The organism is Streptomyces sp. GQ60 (assembly GCF_059758875.1).
On record NZ_JCAXEG010000004.1, the window covers coordinates 188,291 to 211,045 of the forward strand.

General features: G+C 73.8%; 21 protein-coding genes, 1 tRNA gene and 3 pseudogenes. 13 read left to right on the forward strand and 12 right to left on the reverse strand.

Annotated features, from left to right (window positions below; translation table 11 throughout):
- Window positions 1–16 precede the first annotated feature (16 nt).
- Entirely contained in the window at window positions 17–1,219 is a 1,203-nt protein-coding gene (locus tag AC6CKD_RS12370; RefSeq protein ID WP_498327167.1) for a M6 family metalloprotease domain-containing protein, read from the forward strand.
- 88 nt (window positions 1,220–1,307) lie between these two features.
- Here AC6CKD_RS12370 and AC6CKD_RS12375 read toward each other — a convergent pair.
- From AC6CKD_RS12375 to AC6CKD_RS12385, 3 genes and pseudogenes are all read right to left on the reverse strand, one after another.
- Window positions 1,308–1,381: transfer RNA gene (locus AC6CKD_RS12375), tRNA-Lys, on the reverse strand.
- Window positions 1,372–1,954: pseudogene (locus AC6CKD_RS12380) on the reverse strand (bifunctional DNA primase/polymerase). The gene AC6CKD_RS12375 and the pseudogene AC6CKD_RS12380 overlap by 10 nt, the downstream one beginning before the upstream one ends.
- A 122-nt stretch (window positions 1,955–2,076) precedes the next feature.
- A complete protein-coding gene (locus AC6CKD_RS12385; protein WP_498327168.1) occupies window positions 2,077–2,424 on the reverse strand; it encodes a DUF8844 domain-containing protein in 348 nt (115 codons plus the stop codon).
- Between the two features lie 357 nt (window positions 2,425–2,781).
- Between AC6CKD_RS12385 and AC6CKD_RS12390 the strand changes: the two are divergent.
- Together AC6CKD_RS12390 and AC6CKD_RS12395 are read left to right on the forward strand one after the other, a co-directional pair.
- Window positions 2,782–2,841: pseudogene (locus tag AC6CKD_RS12390) on the forward strand (hypothetical protein); the annotation flags it as partial.
- Window positions 2,842–2,944: 103 nt separating this feature from the next.
- Window positions 2,945–3,790, forward strand: coding sequence for a M20 metallopeptidase family protein (locus AC6CKD_RS12395; protein ID WP_498327170.1), 846 nt, complete (start codon window positions 2,945–2,947; stop codon window positions 3,788–3,790).
- Here the strand turns inward: AC6CKD_RS12395 and AC6CKD_RS12400 are convergent.
- Window positions 3,780–4,367 (reverse strand): NADPH-dependent FMN reductase, encoded by a 588-nt coding sequence (locus tag AC6CKD_RS12400; protein ID WP_498327172.1) that lies wholly within the window; start codon window positions 4,365–4,367, stop codon window positions 3,780–3,782. The genes AC6CKD_RS12395 and AC6CKD_RS12400 overlap by 11 nt on opposite strands.
- Window positions 4,368–4,497: 130 nt before the next feature.
- Between AC6CKD_RS12400 and AC6CKD_RS12405 the strand changes: the two genes are divergently transcribed.
- Window positions 4,498–4,908, forward strand: coding sequence for a MarR family winged helix-turn-helix transcriptional regulator (locus tag AC6CKD_RS12405; protein ID WP_498327173.1), 411 nt, complete (start codon window positions 4,498–4,500; stop codon window positions 4,906–4,908).
- A 15-nt stretch (window positions 4,909–4,923) separates the two neighbouring features.
- Here the strand turns inward: AC6CKD_RS12405 and AC6CKD_RS12410 are convergent, their stop codons facing one another.
- The 5 genes and pseudogenes from AC6CKD_RS12410 to AC6CKD_RS12430 all read right to left on the reverse strand — a co-directional run.
- Complete coding sequence (locus tag AC6CKD_RS12410) at window positions 4,924–6,318, reverse strand: signaling protein (protein WP_498327174.1); 1,395 nt, start codon at window positions 6,316–6,318, stop codon at window positions 4,924–4,926.
- A 141-nt stretch (window positions 6,319–6,459) separates the two neighbouring features.
- Window positions 6,460–7,794: an AAA domain-containing protein gene (locus AC6CKD_RS12415; protein WP_498327176.1), complete on the reverse strand. Its 1,335-nt coding sequence runs from the start codon at window positions 7,792–7,794 to the stop codon at window positions 6,460–6,462.
- Window positions 7,791–9,413 carry a hypothetical protein gene (locus AC6CKD_RS12420; protein WP_498327177.1) on the reverse strand — a complete coding sequence of 541 codons (1,623 nt, stop codon included), beginning with the start codon at window positions 9,411–9,413 and terminating at the stop codon, window positions 7,791–7,793. The genes AC6CKD_RS12415 and AC6CKD_RS12420 overlap by 4 nt, the downstream gene beginning before the upstream one ends.
- The gene (locus AC6CKD_RS12425) at window positions 9,401–10,678 is read right to left on the reverse strand and encodes a hypothetical protein (RefSeq protein ID WP_498327178.1); all 1,278 of its coding nucleotides are present in this window, start codon (window positions 10,676–10,678) and stop codon (window positions 9,401–9,403) included. The genes AC6CKD_RS12420 and AC6CKD_RS12425 overlap by 13 nt, the downstream gene beginning before the upstream one ends.
- A 253-nt stretch (window positions 10,679–10,931) precedes the next feature.
- Window positions 10,932–11,564, reverse strand: a pseudogene (locus tag AC6CKD_RS12430) (phosphatase PAP2 family protein); the annotation flags it as partial.
- A gap of 193 nt (window positions 11,565–11,757) precedes the next feature.
- On the opposite strand from AC6CKD_RS12430, the gene AC6CKD_RS12435 reads away from it, so the two are divergent.
- Window positions 11,758–12,951, forward strand: coding sequence for an RNA-guided endonuclease InsQ/TnpB family protein (locus AC6CKD_RS12435; RefSeq protein WP_498327179.1), 1,194 nt, complete (start codon window positions 11,758–11,760; stop codon window positions 12,949–12,951).
- Window positions 12,952–13,092: 141 nt separating this feature from the next.
- Window positions 13,093–13,686 (forward strand): histidine phosphatase family protein, encoded by a 594-nt coding sequence (locus AC6CKD_RS12440; protein ID WP_498327181.1) that lies wholly within the window; start codon window positions 13,093–13,095, stop codon window positions 13,684–13,686.
- A gap of 12 nt (window positions 13,687–13,698) precedes the next feature.
- Here the strand turns inward: AC6CKD_RS12440 and AC6CKD_RS12445 are convergent, their stop codons facing one another.
- Complete coding sequence (locus AC6CKD_RS12445; RefSeq protein WP_498327182.1) at window positions 13,699–15,048, reverse strand: NsdA family TPR-like regulatory protein; 1,350 nt, start codon at window positions 15,046–15,048, stop codon at window positions 13,699–13,701.
- 306 nt (window positions 15,049–15,354) lie between these two features.
- Between AC6CKD_RS12445 and AC6CKD_RS12450 the strand changes: the two genes are divergently transcribed.
- Together AC6CKD_RS12450 and AC6CKD_RS12455 are read left to right on the forward strand one after the other, a co-directional pair.
- A complete protein-coding gene (locus tag AC6CKD_RS12450) occupies window positions 15,355–15,828 on the forward strand; it encodes a hypothetical protein (protein WP_498327184.1) in 474 nt (157 codons plus the stop codon).
- Window positions 15,829–15,893: 65 nt separating this feature from the next.
- Complete coding sequence (locus AC6CKD_RS12455; RefSeq protein ID WP_498327186.1) at window positions 15,894–16,772, forward strand: spermidine synthase; 879 nt, start codon at window positions 15,894–15,896, stop codon at window positions 16,770–16,772.
- Window positions 16,773–16,804: 32 nt separating this feature from the next.
- Here AC6CKD_RS12455 and AC6CKD_RS12460 read toward each other — a convergent pair whose 3' ends face one another.
- Both AC6CKD_RS12460 and AC6CKD_RS12465 read right to left on the reverse strand, forming a co-directional pair.
- Window positions 16,805–18,319, reverse strand: a complete 1,515-nt coding sequence (locus AC6CKD_RS12460) for a class I adenylate-forming enzyme family protein (RefSeq protein WP_498327187.1) — start codon at window positions 18,317–18,319, stop codon at window positions 16,805–16,807.
- A 42-nt stretch (window positions 18,320–18,361) separates the two neighbouring features.
- Window positions 18,362–18,913: a hypothetical protein gene (locus AC6CKD_RS12465; RefSeq protein WP_498327188.1), complete on the reverse strand. Its 552-nt coding sequence runs from the start codon at window positions 18,911–18,913 to the stop codon at window positions 18,362–18,364.
- Between the two features lie 79 nt (window positions 18,914–18,992).
- Between AC6CKD_RS12465 and AC6CKD_RS12470 the strand changes: the two genes are divergently transcribed.
- The 5 genes from AC6CKD_RS12470 (at window position 18,993) to AC6CKD_RS12490 (ending at window position 22,738) form a co-directional block, all read left to right on the forward strand.
- Window positions 18,993–19,682 (forward strand): response regulator transcription factor, encoded by a 690-nt coding sequence (locus AC6CKD_RS12470; RefSeq protein WP_250741272.1) that lies wholly within the window; start codon window positions 18,993–18,995, stop codon window positions 19,680–19,682.
- 7 nt (window positions 19,683–19,689) lie between these two features.
- Entirely contained in the window at window positions 19,690–21,063 is a 1,374-nt protein-coding gene (locus tag AC6CKD_RS12475) for a sensor histidine kinase (protein ID WP_498327190.1), read from the forward strand.
- Between the two features lie 68 nt (window positions 21,064–21,131).
- A complete protein-coding gene (locus AC6CKD_RS12480) occupies window positions 21,132–21,296 on the forward strand; it encodes a DUF5993 family protein (protein ID WP_478689918.1) in 165 nt (54 codons plus the stop codon).
- 11 nt (window positions 21,297–21,307) lie between these two features.
- Window positions 21,308–21,949, forward strand: a complete 642-nt coding sequence (locus tag AC6CKD_RS12485) for a disulfide bond formation protein B (protein ID WP_498327192.1) — start codon at window positions 21,308–21,310, stop codon at window positions 21,947–21,949.
- Between the two features lie 114 nt (window positions 21,950–22,063).
- The gene (locus AC6CKD_RS12490; protein WP_498327193.1) at window positions 22,064–22,738 is read left to right on the forward strand and encodes an NADPH-dependent F420 reductase; all 675 of its coding nucleotides are present in this window, start codon (window positions 22,064–22,066) and stop codon (window positions 22,736–22,738) included.
- Window positions 22,739–22,755 lie beyond the last annotated feature (17 nt).

Sequence of the window (22,755 nt, forward strand, 5' to 3'; positions counted from 1 at the left end):
AGTGGACCGCTCCCGCATGCGAACCACGGCGGCGGCGCTCACTTCCTTGACGGCGCTCGCCGCCATGTCGCTCGTCGCGGGACCCGCGGTCGCCTCCCCCGGAGCCGGCCCCTGCGCGCTGACCCGTACCGCGGCCCACCACTCCCTGGGCCTGGACAGCTGGAACGGCGCCTATCCCAAGCCCGAGCGCACCCTCAACGCGGTCATGGTCTTCCTCTCCTTCCCCGACCACCGCACCACCCTGACCACCGAGGAACTCACCGCCGACTACTTCCCGGCGACCAGCGAGTTCTTCGAGCGGGCCTCCTACGGCCGCTTCCGGCTGGTCCCGCACCCGCAGAAGCAGTGGATCCAGATGCCGAAGCCGTCCGCCGCGTACGGGATACAGCGCGACTGGGCCCCCGCGGACCGGGCCGCCTACCTGCGCGACGCGGTGACCCGAGCCGATCCGGCGGTGGACTTCAGCCAGTACGACGTCGTCTACTTCGTCGCCGACCCGGACGCGCCCGGCGTGGACTCCGACGCCACCAAGGTCGTCAACTTCGAGCAGCCGATCCGGGCGGACGGCACCGACCTGCGCCGCATCGTCACGGTCTTCGAGAAGCACCCGCCGGACCGCAACGTGCTGGCCCACGAGACCGGGCACGTCTTCGACCTGCCGGACCTCTACCACCGGCCCTCGGACGGCAAGGGCGACTGGGACACCTACGTCGGGGACTGGGACGTCATGGGCAGCCAGTTCGGCATGGCCCCGGACCTCTTCGCGTGGCAGAAGTGGAAGCTCGGCTGGCTGGACGCCTCCCAGGTCGACTGCGTGGGAACCGGCTCCTCCCTGCACACCCTCCAGCCGCTCTCCGAGGCCCCGCGCCCCGGCGGTACGGGCGGCACCCGGCTCGCGGTGATCCGTACGGGCCCCGGCAGCGCGATCGCCGTCGAGGCGCGGGGCTCCGCCGGCAACGACGGGGACACCTGCACCGAAGGCGTCCTCATCTACCGGGTCCGCAACGAGGCGGCCTCGGGCGGCGGGCCGATCGAGGTCGTGGACGCGCACCCCGACACCGAGGCCTGCTGGGACCGGTCGGTGTACCCGCCGCTGGCGGACGCCCCGCTGGAGGTGGGGGAGGCCTTCACCGTCCCGGGCGAGGGGATCACCGTCGAGGTGGCGGACCGCACCCAGTCGGGCGCGTACACGGTGAAGATCACGCGCGAGGCGGGGTGAGGGACCTGGTGTCCCGGATCCCGGACCCGTATCCCGGACCCGGGATACGAAGAAGACCCCCACTCGCGTGGGGGTCTTTTTCCGTCTGTGCGCCGCCAGGGACTCGAACCCCGGACCCGCTGATTAAGAGTCAGCTGCTCTAACCAACTGAGCTAGCGGCGCTTGGTGACGAGGAAGACATTAGCACCCCGACCGGCGATCGGAAAAATCGATATCCGCAGCTCGGGTGGCACGGACGAACGCCCACAGCAGCGCCTCCGGCCCGGGCAGCCAGGGCAGCCGGGTGTCGGGGGCCACGAGCCAGCGCGAGGGCCCTCCGTCGGCGGCCAGCGGGGGCACGGTGACGGCGTCGCCGGGGCCGTGGCAGAGGGGGGCGGGCACGGGGGTGCTCCACTCCTCCCAGGCCAGCAGGGCCGGGAGCCGGTGAGCGGTGCCGGGGCTGGCGAAGAGCAGGGTCCGCCCGCGGTGCACGGCGGCCGGTCCGGAGCCGGGGCCTTCGGCCCAGAGCAGGTCGAGCATCCGGCGCCCGGGGACGAGGGGGACGTTGACGACGTCGAAGGCGGTCCCGCAGGGCAGCACGGCGGGCGCGGTGGGCCGGGCCTGCCAGGCGGCCAGCGTGCCGCCGGGCCGGGCGGACGCCGAGGCCAGCCAGGCGGCGCCGGCCGGGGTGACGTGGGTCGCGGAGGCGGTCGTCGTCCGCAGGTCGGGAGCGGGGCAGCCGGTCAGGGTCGTCATGCGTCAAGGTCTACCCGGGGTAGCGGACCGGTCTCCGGGAGTTACGGGAAACCGGGACAGGCCGGGTGGGACTGGGGTATGTTGCGCCTCGCATATGCCAGGCGTCGCGGCCGGGCGTGCCCTCAGGCACCCTCGGGGGAGGTGCCGCGCAGCAGGGACTCGCCGAATTCGATCATCTTGCGGGCGTAGTCCTCGGTCCACTCCGCCTGCTCCGCGATCGCGGCCGCCGACAGCCGGTCGAACCGCCGGGGATCCGCCAGCTGCGCCGCGGCCACCGCCTGGAACTCCACCGCCCGCTCCTGGGCGGCCCGGAAGGCCAGGGTCAGCTCCGTCGCCCGGACCAGCAGTTCCCTCGGGTCCTCGATCGATTCGAGGTCGAAGAAGTGCTCCGGGTCGGTGACGGTCTCCGACGGCTCGAAGAGCAACTGCGCGGGCCGCAGCCTCCGCTCGGTCCGCTCGGGCTCTGCCATGCGTGTCCTCCTGCTGGACGTGAGAAAAGCTTCCGGGCCACCGTCCATTGTCCAGCTTCACGCAAGGGCGCCCGAAGGTCCCGGCGCATGGGCTGGAACGTGCGTATGGCCGATGGTGTGCACGAGGCGCTGGACAAGCTCTGTGACGAGGGCATCGAGCAGGTGATCGGCTGGCGCCGCCATCTGCACCACAATCCGGAGCTGCCCAACCGCGAGGCCGCCACCGCGCGGCTCGTGGCGCGGGAGCTCGCCGGGTTCGGGCTGGACGAGGTGCGGACCGGCATCGCCGGGCACGGGGTGGTCGGGGTGCTGAGCGGCGGCCGGCCCGGGGACCGGGTGGCGGCGCTGCGGGCCGACATGGACGCGCTGCCCGTCCCCGACCGCTGCGGCGCGGACTTCGCCGCCACCGGGCGGGCCTCGCACGCCTGCGGCCACGACTGCCACACCGCGATGCTCCTCGGAGCCGCGCGCACTGGCCGACGTACGGGTACGGGAACGGCTGCCCGGAACCGTGCTGTTCGTGTTCCAGCCCGCCGAGGAGGGCCCGCCGGTCGGCGAGGAGGGCGGGGCGCGCCTGATGGTGGCCGAGGGGGCCTTCGAGGATCCCGTCCCCACGATGGCCTTCGGCATGCACGTCACCCCGCACCCCAAGGGCTGGGTCGGCTACAAGTCCGGGCCGATGTACGGGGCTTCCTGCCTGGTCCGGGTCACCGTCACCGGCCGGCAGTCCCACGCCTCCTCCCCCTGGTACGGCATCGACCCGATGCCCGCCGTCGGGGCGCTGCTGACCGGGATCGGCCAGCTCTACCGGCAGGTGTCGGCGTTCTCCCCGGTCACCGTCTCCATCGGCCACATCGAGGACGTCGGCCGGTACAACGTCATCGGTGAAACGGTCACCTTGTGGGGCACCATCCGCTGCGCCGAGGAGCGGGACATGGCCGAGGTGAAGCGGCGGCTGACCGTGCTCGCCGAGCACACGGCCGAGGCCTACGGGGCCTCCGCGGCCGTCGAGCTGCTCCAGGACGTGCCCGCCGTGCGCAACGACGCGGCCTGGGTCGAGGCCGCGCTGCCCACTCTGCGCCGGGTCGCGGGCGCGGACCGGGTGGTGGAGGTCGGCGGCACGCTCGGTTACGACGACGTCTCCGAGTTCATCACCCGCTTCGGCGGGCTGTACGTGATGCTCGGGGTCCAGGACGCCGCCCTGGACCCGGCGAACGGCGAACCCGTGGCGGTCCCCGGCGGCCGGGGCCTGGCGGGCAACCACCACCCCGCCTTCTACGCCGACGACGCCACCCTGATCACGGGCGTGCGGCTGCACGCGCACGCCGCGTACGACCACCTGGCGGGGGCCCTCGTCACGCGCTGACCGGCGTCCTGGCAAGGGCGGCGAGTTCGTCCAGTACGGCTGCCAGCTCGGCCGCGAGGCCCTCCGGGGCCCGGAACCCGTCGGCCGTGACCAGACCGGTGATGCCCGGGACGGCCACCGAGGACTCGGTGGGCACCATGCCGACGGCCTCCAGCACCGGCCGCAGCATCCGGCCGGCGGGGGCGCCGCCGGAGCCGCCCGCGCTGTAGGAGAGCAGCCCGGCCGGCTTGCCCCGCCATTCGCGGTAGAGGAAGTCGATGGCGTTCTTGAAGGGGGCGGTGAAGCCGCCGTTGTACATCGGCAGGACGAAGAGGAAGGCGTCGGCGGAGTCGACCAGGGCGCTCCACGCGCGGGTGTGGGGGTGGGTGTAGATCCCGGTGGAGGCGTACTCGGGCTCGTCGAGGAAGGGCAGGGCGATCTCGGCGAGGTCGACGGGGGTGACCTCGAAGGGTCCCTGCCCCTGCGCCGGTCCCCGCTCGCGTGCCAGGTCGGCGGCCCAGCGGGCGAGGGGGCGGGCCGCGGAGGTGGGGCGGACGGAGGCGGAGACGACGTGGAGGCGGATCGGACGGGGGTTCATGGCGGGCTCCTCGCGACCGGAAAGGTTTTGTTGACGTGTCACCTATGAGAGCGGGAGTGAGGGTGGGGGCGGGGCCGGCCCTCGCTGGCTCAGTGAGCCCGAACAGCAGGCCTGGTACGCCTGGCGACGGATGTTCCCGCTGGTCAACGCCGATATTGCGCGCGACCTGACCCAGGACAGCGGGCTCTCCGAAGCCGACTACGACGTCCTGTCCGTCCTCGGCTCCACCGACGGCCACCGCATGCGCATCAGCGCCCTGGCCGTCCTCATGCAGTGGTCCCGCAGCCGGCTCTCCCACCAGCTCACCCGGATGGAGCAGCGGGGCATCGTCCGCCGCGAAGAGGTGGCCGACGACGGGCGCGGCGCCGAAGTGGTGCTCACCGAGCAGGGCGTCACCACGATCATGACGGCCGCCCCGCTCCACGTGGAATCGGTGCGCCGCCACCTGATCGACATCCTGACCCCGGAGCAGCTGCGCACCTTCGCCGAGGTGGGCGAACTGCTCCGCACCCGCCTCGGCGTGGAGCGCAAGACCCGCTGAGCCGTCCGGGAAGGCTCAGCTGGTGAAGTAGCCGGCGTCGAGCCCGATCCAGCCGGTGAGCTGGCGCTGGTCGTAGACGACCAGCGAGCCGTCGGTAAGGACCTCCCAGCGGATGGTGAGGGAGTCGGAGACCCCGGAGCCGGTGGTCACGCCGACCAGGCCCTGGGTGCGGTTGGGCCGGATGTGCGGCGGCAGGGTGAGGATCTTCTCGCCGTTGGTCCACGGAGCACCGTCGGTGCGGGCCAGCCGCAGGTGGAGGTCGACGCGGTTGCCGAGCTGGCGGTACTGGGGAACGTAGTTGCTGGAGTTGGGGGTGTAGACGGCGGTGTCGTAGTCCAGGTTGGTCCACGGGACGTGCTCGCCCGTGCCGTCGGTGGTGGCGGTGATGCCGTAGAGGGCCATGTGGCGCGGTCCTGGTTCTCGGGTGGCGAAGCCGAAGACGAGCTGCGGCCCGTCGGGCGTTCGGCGGACGGTGATGGATTCGGTCTCGCGGTGGGACAGGTCGAGGGCCGTGGTGTTGAACCGCCGCTCGATGGTCTTCCCGGTGGTGATGTCGTAGACGTTCCACCAGGAATTGCCGGGGAGCGGGTTGGTGGCGCTGTAGGCGCCGCCCTCGTTCTGGTACACGAGGTTCCCGTACAGGCACCAGGACTGGGTGGTGTACCGGGCCGGGAAGCCGTACAGCGGCGTGAAGGCGCGGCGTTTGAAGGCATCGAGCTCGTAGACGCGGTACTCGTCGGCGCCGGGCAGCCCGTGGCGCACCCCGATGCGGCCGTGTTCGACGTCCAGGGACGGGGTGACCCGGGAGGACCCCGGAACGGGGTCGAACACCTCGATGCGGGCGTCCCCCGCATCGACGATGGCATTGGGCGTGAACTCCAGGCGGCCGATGCGCTTGCCGTAGGCGAGGCCGGTGGTGACGGGGTCGGCGTCGGTCTCCAGCCAGAGCCAGGCCCGGCCGTCGACGTGCTCGACGCCCAGTCCGCCGCCGTGGCCGAAGCCCCTCAGGAACATGACGGCGCGGACGGTGCCGTCCGGAGCGAGCTCGTTGACGCACAGGTCGCCCCGGAGGGCGCGCGCGCCGTCGGGCAGGCGGGCGGGCTCGTCGGCCAGCCGGCGGCCGTCACTGATGAGCTGCGTCACGTAGGCCAGACCGGTCACCGGATCGAAGGCGACCTGCTGGTGCACCCTGCCCTGGGCGAGCAGGATCTCCCCGCCGAACAGGGCGACCGGCTGGGCCCGCAGGTCGAACCTGTGCCCTGCGTGCAGGGCCGGCCCGGCCGGCAGTGCGGCGACGGCTGCGGGGGCGACCTGGAGGCCGGCCGCCTGCGCGGTCCTGGCGGGGGTGATGACCGGCGTGGCGGCCACGGCGGCCACAGCGGTCAGGAGGGTACGGCGGGTCAGCGACATGGGGCCGCCGCGATCCTCGACCGGCCGCGGCACGGTATGCGGGTGGAGCGAGACGACATGGACGTACGAGCCCCCTTCTCAAATGATCACTTGTACGGTCGCGTGATCCTTACATACGGGAGCGAGGGGGCTCCTGCGGGGCTACGGCCGCCAGGCCACCCGGTGCTCCGCCAGGTGGGCCAGCACCGAATGGTTGGCCTCCCAGCCGTCCGGGAACTTCATCGTCACGCCCAACTGCACCGGTTCCGAGGACGGGTGGGCGTCCAGGAGCTCCGCTATCCCCGCCCTGGCCACCACCACGCAGGCGTGCCGGTGCCGTGAGGCCAGGACGCAGAGCCGGCCCGTCTCCAGGTGGAAGGCGGTCGCGTCCGGGCGGCCCGACAGGGGGTGCAGGACCACCGTGAGGTCGTACTCGCGGCCCTGGAGCCGGTTGGCCGTGTCCACCGTGACCCCGGTGACGCCGAGCGCCGACAGGGCCGCCCGGACCGCCGCCGCCTGGTCGCGGTGGGCGGTGCCGACCGCGATCCGGTCCGCCGTCAGCGGGGACGGGCCGGCCGCCTGCTCGTCCACCGTCACCGCACCCCGGTCCAGCGCCCGGCGCACCACCAGGGCCACCGCCCGCACCGCCTCCGGGTCGGTCCGCGGAGTGTGCCGGGCCGGCAGCTCCAGCAGCCCCCACCCCGACTCGGCGGCCTCGTCCAGCACTCGGTCGGGGCCCGAGCCGTCGCCCGCGACCCCGAAGGACATCCGCCGCTCGCCGGGGCCCGTACCGCTGCGGAACCGCGTGTACGGGTAGAAGGCGCGGGAGACCAGCGGCGCGGCCGAGGCCGGCAGCCGCCAGGACACCGGCAGCCGGTGCTGCGGCAGGTCCGGGTTGTGCGCGAGGAGGGTGGACACCGCCGAGGCGGAGGGGTCGTAGGACAGGCCCGCCCACTGCTCGGCCCCGACCACGCTGAAGGGGTCCAGCTGCCCCGGGTCGCCCACGAACAGCGCCCGGTCGAACAGCCCGGCCACGGCCAGCAGCGCGTCCGAGCGCATCTGGTACGCCTCGTCCACGATGGCGTGCTCCCAGGGCTCCACGTCCTTGACCCACGCCCACTTGGCCGCCGTCGAGATGGTCACCGGCAGCCCCGCGAGCTCCGCCGGCTTCGCCGAGAGGACCACCGAGTCCAGCTCGCGCAGGGCCGGATCGTAGGCGTCGCCCTCGCTGCTGTGCAGCCGGCCCACCTTCAGCTCCGGGTCCTTCGCGTGCAGCCGCAGCACCAGGTCGTCGACCTGCGCGTTGGTCTGCGCGACCACCATCAGCCGGCGCCCCGCCGCCGCCAGGTCCCGGGCCGCCCGCACCACGAGGGTGGACTTCCCGGCCCCGGGCGGGGAGTCGACGACCACGCCCCGGGCCCCGCCGTGCAGGGTGTCGCGCAGGATGGCGTCGGTGGCCCGGCCGGCGGCCGCGCCCGGATCGAAAGCGGTGCTCACAGGAGGTCCTCGGCGGTCACGGGGTCGGGCAGCGGCAGCGCGGGGGCGTCACCGGTCAGGTGCGCGGGCGGCCCGCCGTGGGTCCACGGCGTCCGCTCGGCGTCCGGCAGCTTCGGGCCGCCGCGCGCATCGTGTTCGAACAGCGTCCAGCACACCCGGTCGCCCTTCTCCGGCACCGAGCCCGGCTCCGGGTCCTTGCCGCGGCCCATCTTGTCGAGGACGCGCAGCACGAGCCGGCCGTCCTCCTCCCGGCGCACGAACTGCGCGCTCTGCGGGCGCCCGTCCAGCGAGCGGTACACCTTCGGTCCGCCGCCGCCGCCACCGCCGCCACCGCCGCCGCCACCGCCGTCCTCGGTGAGCTGCGGCCGGTCCTCCGTGGCCACCCACACCAGCGGACGCGGGCTCGGCCGCTTCGACTCCGTCCACTCCATGACCACTTCGGTGACCTCGCCGGCGAACGCCTCGCCCGCGAGCCGCCGGCCCGCCATCACCAGCAGGTCGTCCAGCGCCTCCTGGGCGTCGAGCCGCACCTGCTCGGTCTCGCGCGTCGCGAGCTTGCGCGCGGCCGTCACCGCGTCGTCGCGGCGCGGCTGCGGGCCCTCGCCCGCCCGGACCCGGTCCCGGTGGCCCGTGTACGACCAGCGGTCACCGGTCCAGCGGTCCTCGGTCCGCTGCCCGGGAGGCAGTTCGCGCAGCAGGGCGATCGATGCCCAGACCGCCCGCCAGGTGCCCTCCATCTGCTCCGCGACCAGCCGCCGGACCGCCTGTTCGGCGGCCGCGGGGGGTCCGTCCCCGTCCCGGGACTCGACCGCCCGTGCCGCGTCGAACTTCGCGATCGCCGGGGCCAGCAGCTTGTTGTCGAAGGCCGGATCGGTGGCCGGACCGGCCGGCGGGACCAGCAGCAGGCCCCGCGGGTCCCGGCCGAGCTCCGCGCGCAGCGCCCGCGCGGCGCCGGATTCCCCCTCCGGCGGGTCGATCCACGCCAGCAGGGCGCCGAGGTGCTGGTCCTCCAGGTTGCTCTGCCCGGTCGCCCAGTGCCGGGACAGCAGGTCCGTCGCCGACAGCAGCATCGAGGAACCGGGCACCCGGGAGCGCTCGGCGAGGTGCGTGAACCAGCGCCCGAGCAGCGGCACCCGCGCGGGTGCCGGGTACGGGTGCTCGGGGTCCTCCTCGGCGGTCCGCCGGAACCGCATGGACCGCCCCAGCAGCCGGACGTACTCGATGCCCGCGCGGCTCGGCACGATCAACTGCGGCGCGTCCAGGCAGAGCTCGGCCTCCACCTTGACCCGCTTGCCCGTCTCCGGGTCGGTCTCGGTGCGCTCCACCGGCTCGACGGCGTCCGCGTAGCCCTCGATGTACGGGACCACCTGCCCGGCCAGCTCCGCCAGGAATTCCCACCGCAGGTCCCGGTCGCGCGGCTGCGGTATGGCCAGGACGTGCGGCCGGTCCGGATCGGTGCCGACCATCGCGCCGAGCGGAGCACCCGCCTCGCCCGCCGTGGTCAGCGGTACGAAGACCAGCGGCCGCTCGCTCAGGTGCCGGTGGCGTACGGTCGCCAGCGGCTGGGCCCGCCCGGCGCGGACGGCCTCCAGCCGGGCCAGGGTGTTCAGCAGGGACATGCGGCAGCCTCCGTGCGGATGCGGGCGGGGGCCTGCTCCAGCGCCTCGGCGCGCAGCCGGGCCGCCTGCCGCAGTGCGGCGGCCGTGGGGTCCTCGGGCGCCGCGTCATCGGGAGACCCGCACCCCGAGGCCGCCGCGAGGGCGGCCTCGACCGTGGTCAGCCCGCCCAGCTCGCCCCGTACGGAGCGGCCGAGCGCGGTCACCTCACCGGCCCCGCGCGCCCGGTCCCGGCAGTGGAAGGCCAGCTCGCAGGCGGCCAGGCACTCGGGGGCGTAGGCGGCGGACACGGCCGACACGGCCTCGGTCAGTTCCTCGGCGGAGCACGCCGGATCGAAGGTGAGGCCCGCGGGCAGGTTCTCGGCGAGTTCCTCGACCCGGGTGAGCCGCTCCAGCTGGCGCCGGGTCACGGAGCGCTCGCGGCGGATGTCCACCGGGGCGGCGGTGGGCAGGTTGGAGAAGTCCTTGGGGCAGACGAGCAGCACCGTGTGCCCGACCTCGGCGCCGGCCACCTTCGCGGCGGTCGTCTCCAGGGCGAGGACGTAGACGGCGGCCTGGCGGGCGGCGGCGCCCACCTTCGCGGCGTCGGCGGCCCCGTCGATCATCGGAAACGACTTGATCTCCACGACGGACCAGCGCCCGTCGGGGTGCACGACGACGGCGTCCGGCTCCAGGTAGGCGGGGGAGCCGGCCACCTCCAGCGCGAGCATGGGGTGGTCCAGCAGGGTCCAGGCCCCGGCGGCGGTCGCCTCGCGCAGCGCGAGCGCCGTGCGGGCGGCGCGGCCCTGGGGGCCGGCGGCGGTGAGGTCGGGGGTGAGGGCGTCCGGTCCGGGCGGGGCGGCCGCGCCGCCGGATCCCGCGCCGAGGTGTTCGTACACCAGCCGCAGGAGCTCGGCTCCGCCGTCTCCCTTGACCTTGGCCTCGAAGGAGTTGCCGCGCACGATGGCGAACTGCGACTGTCCGAAGGCCGCGGGGGAGCCGAGGGCCGCCGCGAGGGCGGTCTTGTCCACGCCGGCGCCGTCGAGCAGGGCGCGTCTGCCGCAGCCGGGGTTGGCGGCGAGGGCCGCCAGGGCGCGGGCGTCGAGCGGGCGCGGTGCGACGGCGGGGCCGCGTAGATCAGCGAGCCGCTGCCGCAGCGTCTTCGGGGGATTCGGGGGCGTGGCCGGCCGTGCGGCCTGGGTGGTCTGCCATGCCGCCGGCCGCGCCGTCGGCGCGGGGGACCGCGGCGGGGTCTGCGGCGGCTGACCGCTGGACGGGTAGGAGCTCACCCGCGGAAGTCTCCCATCCGCCACCGACAATCGTGGACTTACCGCGGAAACCGGCTGTTCGGGTGCTGTGCGGGGGCGCCCCGGCGGACCCGGCGGACCCGGCAGGTGCGGCAGGTGCGGCAGGTGCGGGGGATCCGGCGAGCCCGGTGGCCCCGGCGATCCCGGCGATCCCGGCGGGCAGGGCGCGGGCGGCGACGTAGCCGACCCCCATCACGGCGGCTCCGGCGACGGCGTCGAGGAAGTAGTGGTTGGCCGTGCCCATGACCACGAGGGTGGTGACGGCGGGGTACGCGGCGCCGAGCGCGCGCACCAGCGGTCGGCGCGCGCAGCACCACAGCACGACCCCGCACCACAGCGCCCATCCCACGTGCAGGCTGGGCATGGCCGCGAACTGGTTGGTGAAGGAGCCGAGCCCGCGCGGCGCGCTGGCCTCCCCGCCCCACCAGCCGTAGGCGCTGTACCGGGCCATCGTGTCGGTGAACCCGTACGAGGCGTCGAGCAGCCGGGGCGGGCAGGTGGGGACCAGGGCGAAGCCGACGAGCCCGAGGAGGGTGGAGAGCATCAGCCAGGTGCGGGCGAAACGATACTGCTGGGGGCGGCGCCGGTAGAGCCGGACCAGCACCGCCGGGGTGACGAGGTAGTGCAGGGAGGCGTAGACGAAGTCGGCGGGTATGCCGAGGACCGGCCGGCCGGTGAAGAGCCGGTTGAGCGGCCGCTCCAGGTCGATGGCGAGGCGTTCCTCCAGGCGCAGGATCGCGAGCCCGTGCTCCACGGCCAGCCCGACGTCGCCCCGGGCGAGGAGCCTGCCGCCCGAGTACGCCGCGTAGACGAGCCCCAGCAGCAGCAGTTCGGCCCACCAGCGTGGAGGCTGCCGCCTATTAGTCATACGGCGTATGACGTGTGTGAAGACGCAAGGGTTGCGCCGTTCATCGGAGATCTCCGTTGGAAACCCGTCCTAAGGGCAGGGAGGAATCGGACCTGCGGAGCGGGGCAAAGAGCTGGGATTTGATGCCAGCGTGGATTGCAGTGCACTGACCTGCATGTTTGGCCATTACATACACCCTCGCTAGTTTGTGAGCGTGACCGCAAGCCACGTGAAGCGTGCGTTCAAGTACCGCTTCTATCCGACTGATGCGCAGGCAGCTGAGCTGTCGCGCACCTTCGGTTGCGTGCGGAAGGTCTACAACTTGGCCCTCGCAGCCCGCACGGAGGCATGGGCGAGGCAGGAGCGGGTCAACTACAACGCAACTTCGACAATGCTGACGGCGTGGAAGAAGACTGAGGAACTGTCCTACCTCTCGGAGGTCTCTTCCGTTCCGCTCCAGCAGGGGCTTCGGCATCTGCAAGGCGCGTTCGCCAACTTCTTCGCCAAGCGGGGCAAGTACCCGTGCTTCAAATCGCGGAAGAAGTCCCGCAGGTCCGCCGAGTACACGTCCAGCGGTTTCCGCTACCGGGATGGTGCGCTGACCTTGGCGAAGATGGGCGAGCCGCTGCGCATCGTGTGGTCGAGGCCGCTGCCCGGGGGTGCGACGCCTACGACGGTGACCGTGTCGCAGGACGCGGCCGGGCGTTGGTTCGTCTCCCTGCTGTGCGACGACATCCCCGTGCCCATGGCCGCGACCGCCGAGACTGTCGGGATCGACGCAGGCATCACCAGCCTGGTGACGCTCTCCACCGGGGAGAAAGTCGCCAATCCGAAGTTCGAACGCAAGGACCGTGCCCGCCTGGCCAGGGCTCAGCGGAACCTGTCCCGCAAGACCAAGGGTGACGGCGCCAACCGGGCCAGGGCCCGACGCAAGGTTGCCAAGATCCATGCCCGGATCGCCGACCGCAGGCGTGACCACCTGCACAAGCTGACCACTCGGCTCGTTCGTGAAAACCAAACGATCGTGATCGAGGACCTGACCGTACGCAACATGGTCAAGAACCACACCATGGCCCGCGCGATCTCGGACGCGGCCTGGACCACGATGCGCCACATGCTGGAGTACAAGAGCGCCTGGTACGGAAGGAACCTGGTCACCATCGACCGCTGGTTCCCCTCCTCCAAGCTGTGCTCCGCCTGCGGCACCATCGCGGCGAAGATGCCGCTGCATATCCGTGAGTGGACGTGCGGCTGCGGCGTGACCCACGACCGCGACGTGAACGCGGCGAAGAACATTCTGGCGGCCGGGCTGGCCGTGTCCGTCTGTGGAGCCGGTGTAAGACCTCAACGGAGCACTCCGGGCGGGCATTCGGCGACGAAGCAGAAAACCCCACGGTGCGAGCCGTAGGAACCCCCTCCCGTCAGGGAGGGGACGATGCCAAGTGATGGATGATGGAGCGGCGACGTAACCTCGCAAAGCAGTGCGAATGGTCGGGCCGTCGATGCTGGTAGGTCCCGCCCCTCTCACCCCTCGACCGGGAGAACTCATATGGCCCCCCGCATCCTCTTGGCCCGCCACGGCCAGACGGCGTGGTCCCAGCTCGGCAAGCACACCGGACGCACGGACGTGCCCCTGCTGGAGGAGGGGAAGCGCGGCGCGAAGCTGCTCGGCGAGCGCCTCGCCCGCGACCCGTGGGCGAGCCTGCGCGGGCTGGAGGTGCGCACCAGCCCCCTCGTGCGGGCGAGCGAGAGCTGCGACCTGGCCGGCTTCGGTGTCCAGGCGGAGCCGTGGGACGCGCTGATGGAGTGGGACTACGGCGACTACGAGGGCATGACCCCGGCCGAGATCCAGGCGATCCGGCCCGGCTGGCTGATCTGGCGCGACGGGGTCCCGGGCGGCGAGTCCGTCGCGGAGATCTCGGCCCGCGCGGACGAGGTCGTCACCTGGGCCCGCTCGGCCGAACGCGACGTCCTCGTCTTCGCGCACGGCCATGTCCTGCGCACCCTGGCGGCGCGCTGGCTCGGCTTCGACGCCTCCTTCGGCGCCCGCATCAGGCTGGAGCCGACCTCGCTGTCGGTCCTGGGCTGGGCGTACGGGGCGCCCGCGCTGGAGCGCTGGAACGATACGGGGCACCTGGAGTAGGCCCCCGGCGGGTCACGCCGACGCGTGCCGGCCGAGGAACGCCCCCACGCGCGGGGAGCGCTGGTGCGGGACCAGGGTGCGGGCCGTGGCCGCCAGCATGGACCGGATCCGGGTCGACTGGACCTCGTCCAGCAGCCCCAGCACCCGGCCGCCCGCCCAGGCGGCCTCGTCGGGGGCGCCCGCGTGGGCCAGGTTGTCGGCCAGCTCGGCGGTGTAGAGGGCGACGTTGCGGGCGAAGTGCGGATCCTGGAGGTCCGCCGCCCGGCGGGCGTGCCGGGCCGCCCGGGCGTGCTCGCCGAGCGCGGCCCAGCAGCGGGACTCCAGGGACTCGAGCTCGGCCTCGCCGAAGAAGGACATCCACTCCGGGTCCGCCCCCGCCTCGCCGCGCGAGAACTCCGTGTGCGCCCGGGCCAGCGCCTCCTCGCAGGCCTTGCGGTCGGCCAGCCCCGCCCAGCCGCCGGCCTCCCGCAGGGCGAGCAGCGACAGGAGCCGCGGGGAACCGAGCGAACGGGCGGCCCGGCGGCCCGCCTGGGCCGCCCGTACCGATTCGCGGGGCCGCCCGCAGTCCCGGGCGAGGAAGGCCATGTTGCTGAAGGCGTGCGCCTCCAGGCCGGCGTCCCCGGCGACCCGGGCCGTGGCGAGCGCCTCCGCGTAGTGCGAGCGGGCGTCGTCGAACCGGCCCGAGTCGTGCGCGAGCCAGCCCACCGAGATGGCCAGCTCGCCCGCGCCCGCGTGCAGCCGGTCCTCCGTGGACTGCCGGGTCGCCCCCGCGTCGAGCAACGCGTAGGCGGTGCGCAGGGGTTCGGCGGCCCGCCGGTACAGGGCGTCCGCTCCGTGCCGGTCGTCCAGCAGCCGGATCTGGCGCACGGCTTCCTCGACGGCGGCCGCCTCGGACTCGCCGGCGCGGGAGGGGAGCCGGCGGGTGTCGCCGAGCAGGGTGAGGCTGAGGGTCGCGGCCGCCACGGTCGCGGAGCCCCCCGCCATGAACGCGCGACGCAGCACGTCGCTCTCCTTGGAACGCGAAGGGGCAGGGGAGCCGGCGGGGTGGGAGCGCTTGGCGAACGAGCCGAAGGACGCGGCCTGTTCGCGCTGCGCCAGTCGGCCCCGTACCGTCTCGCGCGGGGGGAACCCCAGGTCGGCCAGGGTGCGGCCGGGGAACATGTGGAGGAAGACCCGCTCGTAGGCGTAGTTGGGGCAGCGGATCTCACCGGACTCGACCCGGCCGATGTAACGGGCGTCGCAGGAAACCGTTTCTCCGATTTCCTTCGCCGCCCTGCGCACCAACGCGGCGAACTCGGCCGGGGAGTGCTGACCGCGCAGCCGCCGGAAGGGAATGTTGGGTGAGTGGGGGGACGTCGCCATGGACGCGGCCTCTCTGGGCAAGTGATTGCGCTGCCGGTGACTGTGTGGTGCCTGTGACGCGCTGCCCGGCGGGCACGAACGTACCGCCAGCGGTGGAGGGTTGACCCGGTGTTTGGCTACAAAACGGATATCTCACCCGCGATCCGCCATGAACTGCCATCCTTTGCAGCGTCTTGCCACCGCACCTGTTGACGTTCCCGTGCGTTGAACCTATGCGGAGTGGGAGGAAGCCCGCCGGCTTCCGGGACCGCTCCCGCGATGCTCGTACGCGGATCTGAGGAGGGGTTTCCCTTGGTGGAGGGCGGCATGGAGAGCACGGACACGAACACCGCGCCCGAGCCCGGATCGGCCCTGAAGACCGGAGCGCCCTCGAACCCCGGAGCGCCCCTCATGGCCGGCGGGGCGTCCTTCGTCCCGGGCGCCCCGGACCTGGTCACCGTGCCCACCCGGCAGGGGCTGGAGGCCGTCGACATCATCCAGCGGGCCGCCGGCCAGGCCAGCCGCGCGGGCGGCGTCGGCCCGGTCCTGCACGACGGCTCGGGCAGCACCCTCGGCTTCCTCGTCCCGCCCGGCACCGCCGACGCCTGGGACCTCCCGGGCAGTGCCTGTACGCACACCAACGGGCGCGGCATGCGCTTCGGCGACACCTCGCCCACCGCGGGCGACACCGGCTGGCTGCTGCCGCCGGAGGCCGTCGGGCCGGTCACCGACCCGGAGGTGCTGCGGGCGGCGCTCGGCGAGGCGGCACGGCTGATCGAGGCCGCCGACAACTGCCGCTAGGGCCTGTCGGGCCCCCGACCTCCGTCGACCTCCGCCCCCGGGCCCTGACCAGCCATAATGAGGGTGTGGCGAGCAAGGGCAAGGGCAATGAGAAGCGGCGCGGGCGCGAGACCTCCGAGGCGCCGGCCGGGCCGGTGGACGGCGGCCACGCCGCGCTGGAGCCCGACCGGGAGCGGTCGCGCGCCTGGACCCTGCTGATCGACGGAGCCCCGCAGTCCCACGTGGACCTGGACGACCCCGGGCACCTGGACTTCGCGTACCAGCGCCGCATCGGCCACCTGATCGACCTCTTCGCCCCCGCCCGCCAGCCCCTGAACGTGCTCCACCTCGGCGGCGGCGCCTTCACCCTCGCGCGCTACACGGCCGCCGCCCGTCCCCGCTCGACGCAGCAGATCGTCGAGATCGACGCCGGGCTCGTGGCGTTCGTACGGGAGCACCTGCCGCTGGACCCGCAGGCCCGCGTCCGGGTCCGCGCGGTCGACGCCCGGGCCGGGCTGGCGAAGATCCCGGACGGCTGGGCCGACCTGGTGATCGCCGACGTGTTCAGCGGGGCCCGCACCCCGGCGCACCTGACGAGCGCGGAGTTCCTGGACGACGTACGCCGGGCCCTGGCGCCGGGCGGCTGGTACGTGGCGAACCTCGCGGACGGTCCGCCGCTCTCCCATCTGCGGGGTCAGATCGCCACGGCCGCGTCCCGCTTCACGGAACTGGCGCTGGCCGCCGACCCCGTGGTGTGGCGGGGGAAACGCTTCGGCAACGCCGTGCTGGTGGCGGCCGACCGGGAGCTTCCCGTCGCCGAGTTCACCCGCCGGGTGGCGAGCGATCCGCACCCCGGCCGGGTCGAACACGGCCGCGCCCTCACCGACTTCGCGGGCGGGGCCGTCCCGGTCTCGGACGCCTCGGCGGTGGCATCGCCGGAGCCCCCGCCGTCGGTCTTCCGCTGAGGCCCGGGCCTACCGCCCGGCCCACCGCCGCCCTACCGCTCGGCCGACGCCGCCGCGATCTCGCGCAGGCGGCCCTTGTCCGGCTTGCCCCGGCCCGTCAGCGGGAGCGCCGGCAGCCAGAACACCGCCGCCGGCCGCTGGCCGGGCGCCAGCTCCGCCGCGACCAGTGCGCACGCCTCGGCCGCCGCCGCGTCCGTCGGGGCGTGGCCGGGGGCCGCGACGAGGAAGGCGCACACCGCCTCCCCGGTGACCGGGTCCGTCCGCCCCACGACGGCCGCCCGGGCCACGGCGGGGTGCCGGGTCAGGGCCGTCTCGATCGGGCCGCAGTAGATGTTCGCCCCGTGCACCATGACCACGTCCTTGACCCGGTCGTCGAGGTACAGGTACCCGTCGGCGTCGAAATGCCCGACGTCCCCCGTGCGCAGCCAGCCGTCGCGCAGGGTCTCGGCCGTCAGGGCGGGCTGGTTGCGGTAGCCGGCCATCACCATCGGGGACCGCACCCACACCTCCCCGGTGGCCCCGGGCGCGGAGCCCCGTACCTCGACCTCCACCCCGGGCGCCGGACGGCCGACGGAGCCGAGCAGGTGGGGGCGGTCGGTGGCCGCCGCGTCGTGGTCGGCCGGGGAGAGCCTGCTGAGCACCCCGGCCTCGTTCATCCCGTAGCCCTGGGTCCAGCGCACCCGGGGACCCCAGCGGGTCAGCGCCTGCCGCAGCCGCTCCGGGTGGACGGGGGAGTCGCCGTAGGAGACCCGCACCAGGCCGGGCACTCCGTCGGCGGTCTCCGGGTCGTCGAGCAGCCGGTACAGCATCGAGGGCGTCAGGTACGTGGCCGCGGGTCCGAGCCGCCGGCAGGCCTCGGCGAACTCCCGGGTGCCGAGCGGGTGCACGACCTCGGAGCGGCCGCCGATCCGCAACTGCTCCAGGCACCGGCCGCCGGAGCGCTGGGAGAGCGCGTCGGTCGATACGAACACCAGCGGGGCGGCGCCGTCGGAGCCGTCGGAGCCGGGGGAGTCGGTGCGGGTGGCCGTACGGGCCGCCATCGCGGCGAAGGTCGAGGCCACCCCCTTCGGCCGGCCCGTGGTACCGCCCGTGTAGGTCACCCGGGCCACGTCCTCGCCGCGCGCCGCCACCGCGACGGGCAGCGCCTCCCGGGCGGAGGCCAGCTCCAGCAGTGCGGCCAGGCCGATGCGGGCCGCGGGCCCCGGCGGCACCGGGGTGTCGTGGACGACCAGGGCGGGCTCGCAGTCCCGTAGGAGGTGGTCGAGTCCGTGGGTGGTGGGGCCGACGCACACGTGGGTCAGCCGGGCCCCCAGCACGTGTGCGGCGAGCCGCACGAGCAGGGTCTCGGGGGGATTGCCCGCCGATACGCAGGCCAGCCCGGAGCCGCGCCGGATCCCCAGGTCGGCCAGGGCGCCCGCCAGCCGGTACGTCCAGGCCAGCACCTCGGAGTGGGTCAGGACCCAGGGCCCGGACCCGAGGGCGGGCCGGTCCGCGTACCGCTCGCAGGCGTCGATCAGGTCGGTGACGTAGCGCGCGCCGGTGCTCATGGCGCCACGGTATCCGCAGGGCCCGAGCCGAAGGACCCGCCCCTACGGGTCGACGATCTCCACCAGCGGCGGGTGGTCGTGCCAGGTGCAGAACACGGACACCTCGCGGCCGTCACGGGTGAAGGTGACGCGGATCCACGACGGCTGCTTCCAGATCTGCATCCGCCAGCCGGCCAGCGGGGTCGCCGAGACCAGCTCGGCGGAGGAGGCGCCGAGATCGAAGACGACCCGGCCGCCCGAGACGCTGTACGCCTTCACGTTCCCGCTCGGGGACCCCTGCGGCCGCGGCTGCGGGGCGGGCGGCGCGGAGGCCCTGGCGGAGGCGGACGGGGAGGAGGACGCCGACGCCGACGAGGACGCGGACCCGGACGGAGACGGGGACGGCACCGAGGAGGGCGACGGCTCCGGCGGCTGGGCCCGGTGCGTGGAGGAGGAGAGGGGCTGCGTGGCCAGCGGCACCGCGAGCGGCGGATCGTAGGCGGTACCGGACATGACCGAGTGCACGCCCCACCAGGACAGCGTCACCGCCGCCCCGGTCGCCAGGGTCCACGCCCCGGCATGGCCGACTGCTCTACCGACAAGTCCTCGTCGCATCGGGGGACATACTGCACCACCGGGCCCAGACCCTGCCCGGCACCCCTCGGCCTCCCCCGAATGGGCTACGGTGCGGGCCATGGCAAGTGTGCTCGTGGTCGAGGACGACCAGTTCGTACGTTCCGCCCTCATCCGGCACCTGACCGAGGCCTCGCACACCGTGCGCAGCGTCGGCACCGCCCTGGAGGCGCTGCGCGAGGTCGCCCACAACCGCTTCGACGTGGTGATCCTCGACCTCGGACTGCCCGACCTGGACGGGGCCGAGGCGCTCAAGATGCTGCGCGGGATCACCGATGTGCCCGTGATCATCGCGACCGCCCGGGACGACGAGGCGGAGATCGTCCGGCTGCTCAACGACGGCGCCGACGACTACCTGACCAAACCCTTCTCCGTGGAACACCTCTCCGCCCGGATGGCCGCCGTCCTGCGCCGCGCCCGCTCCGCCGCCGGCGCGGAACCGCCCTCGCGCGTGCTGCGCGTCGGCGGCCTCGCCATCGACCCGCTGCGCCGCCAGGCCGAGCTGGACGGGGCCGTGCTGGACCTCACGCGGCGGGAGTTCGACCTGCTGGCCTTCCTGGCCGGGCGGCCGGGCGTGGTCGTGGCCCGCCGGGAGCTGCTCGCAGAGGTCTGGCAGCAGTCCTACGGCGACGACCAGACCATCGACGTCCACCTGTCGTGGTTGCGCCGCAAGCTCGGCGAGACCGCCGCCAGTCCGCGCTACCTGCACACGCTGCGGGGGGTCGGAGTCAAGCTGGAGCCCCCGCAGTGATGCGCCGATGAGGTGGGCGCTGGTCAAGGTGTGCCTCGCGGTCACCGTGATGGTGGTCGTGGCCTTCGCCGTACCGCTCGGGCTGGTCGTCCAGGAGATGGCCAGCGACCGGGCGTTCTCCAACGCCGAGCGGCAGGCCGCGACCATCGGGCCGACGCTGTCCATCACCACCGACCCGGTGCAGTTGCGCAGGGCCGTGGAGTCCACGCAGATGGGCGCCGACCGGCGGATGGCCGTGCACGTGCCGGCCGTCGGGGACACCCCGCGGGTGGACATCGGCGACGGCTGGGCCGGCGAGCGCGCCGTCTCCGAGACCCGGCGGATCGGCCGGGCCGCGACGGCCCCGGTGGCGGGCGGCGGCTTCGCGCTGCTCCAGCCCGTGGCGCTCGGCTCCGGGGACATCGCCGTGGTGGAGATCCTCGTCCCGGAGCGCGAGGTCAGCAACGGGGTCGCCACCGCCTGGGTGGTCCTCGCGGGCGTCGGCCTCGCCCTCGTCGTGGGCTCGGTGGCGGTCGCGGACCGGCTCGGCGCCCGCCTGGTGCGGCCGGCGGAGCGGCTCGCGGACGCCGCGCACCGGCTGGGCGAGGGGCGGTTGGGGGCGCGGGTCCCGGAGGAGGGGCCGAAGGAGCTCCGCTCGGCGGCCGTCGCGTTCAACTCGATGGCGGACCAGGTGGTGGAACTCCTGGCCAACGAGCGGGAGCTGGCCGCCGACCTGTCGCACCGGCTGCGGACCCCGCTGACGGTGCTGCGGCTCAACGCGGCCTCGCTGGGCGACGGCCCGGCGGCGGAGCAGACCCGGGCGGCCGTGGAGCAGCTGGAGCGGGAGGTCGACACGATCATCCGTACGGCCCGCGAGCAGCGGCCGGCCGCCGCGCAGGGGCCGGGCGCGGGCTGCGACGCCTCCGAGGTGATCCGCGACCGGATGGGGTTCTGGTCGGCGCTGGCGGAGGACGAGGGCCGCGAGGTGCGGCTCGCGGGGGTCGACCGTACGGTACGGATCCCCGTGGCCCGGCCGGAGCTCGCGGCGGCACTGGACGCCATGCTGGGCAACGTGTTCCGGCACACCCCGGAGGGCACCCCCTTCGCGGTGGACGTCCACGACGCCGGGGACGCGGTCATCGTGCTCGTCTCGGACGCGGGAGGCGGCATCGCCGATCCGGACGCGGCCCTGCGGCGCGGCAACGACGGCGGCCGCGACGGGTCCACGGGCCTGGGGCTGGACATCGTCCGGCGGGTCGCGGAGTCGACGGGCGGGGACGTGCGGCTGGGGCGCTCGGTGCTCGGCGGCACCGAGGTGCGGGTGTGGATCGGTCTGGACGGGCGGGCGCGGCGGGAAGCCGGGCGGGCGGGACGCAGCCGACGCAAACGGCGGCGCAACTGACGTAACCCTGCGACCGGCGGGGGCGCGCCGCGCGCCCGGTATGTCCCCCGGTCGGTACGGTCCGCGCCATGGACACCCTCATCTTCGGCGGCCTCCTCGCCACGCTGATCGCGATGTACCGGGACGCCCCGCGGTTCGTCGTGCTCGGCGCCTGGTGGCTCATGCTCCTCGCCGTGATCCTGCTGATGGCGCACCACATCACCAGCGGTCTCGCCCTCACCTTGAGCTACTGACCGTGGCCGCCATGTCCAGCCTCCTCCCGGAGGCTCCCCTGGAGGGCGGCCTGCTGGGCCGGGTCCAGTTCTGGTTCGCGTGCGCCTTCGCCATCGGCTGGACGGGGGTGGTGTGCGGCGGGCTCTTCTACCAGTTCGGGATGTGGGAGTACCCCTGCCCGCTCTGCATCGTGCAGCGGATGTTCATGCTGATGGCGGCGATGGGGGCGGCCCACATCATCCGGACGGCGCTGACGCGCGGGGCGGTGACCGGCCGCGACTACATGATGGGCTGGGGCCTGTCCCTGGTCGCCGTGACCGCCGGATCGTTCGCCTCGTGGCGCCAGACGATGCTGCACGTCCTGCCGGGCGACAAGGGGTACGGGAGCGAGGTGTTCGGCCTGCACCTGTACGTCTGGGCGTGGATCCTCTTCCAGGCCTCGGTCGTCGCCGTCGGCATCGTCCTGGCCTTCGCCCACGCCACCGCGGACCGGGCCGTCCCGGCGGAGGACCCGGGTCCGTACCGCACGGTGGGGATGGCCGCCCTGTGGTTCCTGGGGCTGGTGATCGCCGTGAACACCGTGGCCGTCTTCCTGGAGGAGGGCTTCCACTGGTTCCTGCCGGACGACCCGTCGCGCTACCAGTTCTTCTACGACGTGGGGATCCTCGACTAGCTGAGGTTGGCGCGGAGTTGACGCCCTCCGCGCGGGAATCCGCCCGACCTGCTTGAGTGGGGCCGCCCCTCTCCTTGGTCCTTCCGTTCCTTCCGTCTGCGATGGGAAGCCGTCATGCGCTACGCAGTGCTCGGTACCGGGATCGTCGGCCGTACGGTGGCCGCCCGGCTGCTCTCCCTCGGCCACGAGGTCGTCATCGGCACCCGGGACCCCGGAGCCACCCTCGAGCGCACCGAGTACGCCGCGTGGCAGCAGGCCCACCCGGAGGCGGGCCTCGCCCCCTTCGCGGAGGCGGCGCGGCTCGGCGAGACGCTCGTCAACGCCACGGGCGGGCAGGTCAGCGTGGCCGCCCTGACGCAGGCGGACGCCGCCCACCTGGACGGCAAGATCCTGATCGACATCGCGAACCCGCTGGACTTCTCCCGCGGGTTCCCGCCCGGCCTCGACCCGGTGGACGGCGACAGCCTGGGCGAGCTGATCCAGCGGACCTTCCCGGGGCTGCGCGTGGTCAAGGCGCTGAACACGATGAACTGCCAGGTCATGGTCGACCCGGCCAGGGTCCCCGGCGACCACACCGTCTTCCTCTCGGGTGAGGACGCCGGGGCCAAGAAGGCCGTACGGGAGCTCCTGTACTCCTTCGACTGGCGCGAGCACACCGTCATCGACCTGGGCGGGATCGAGACGGCGCGCGGTACGGAGATGCTGCTGCCGCTCTGGCTCCGGCTGATGGGCACCCTCGGCCACACGGACTTCAACTTCCACATCCAGGGCGCGAACCGGACGGAGTAGCCCGCGCCCGGACGGAG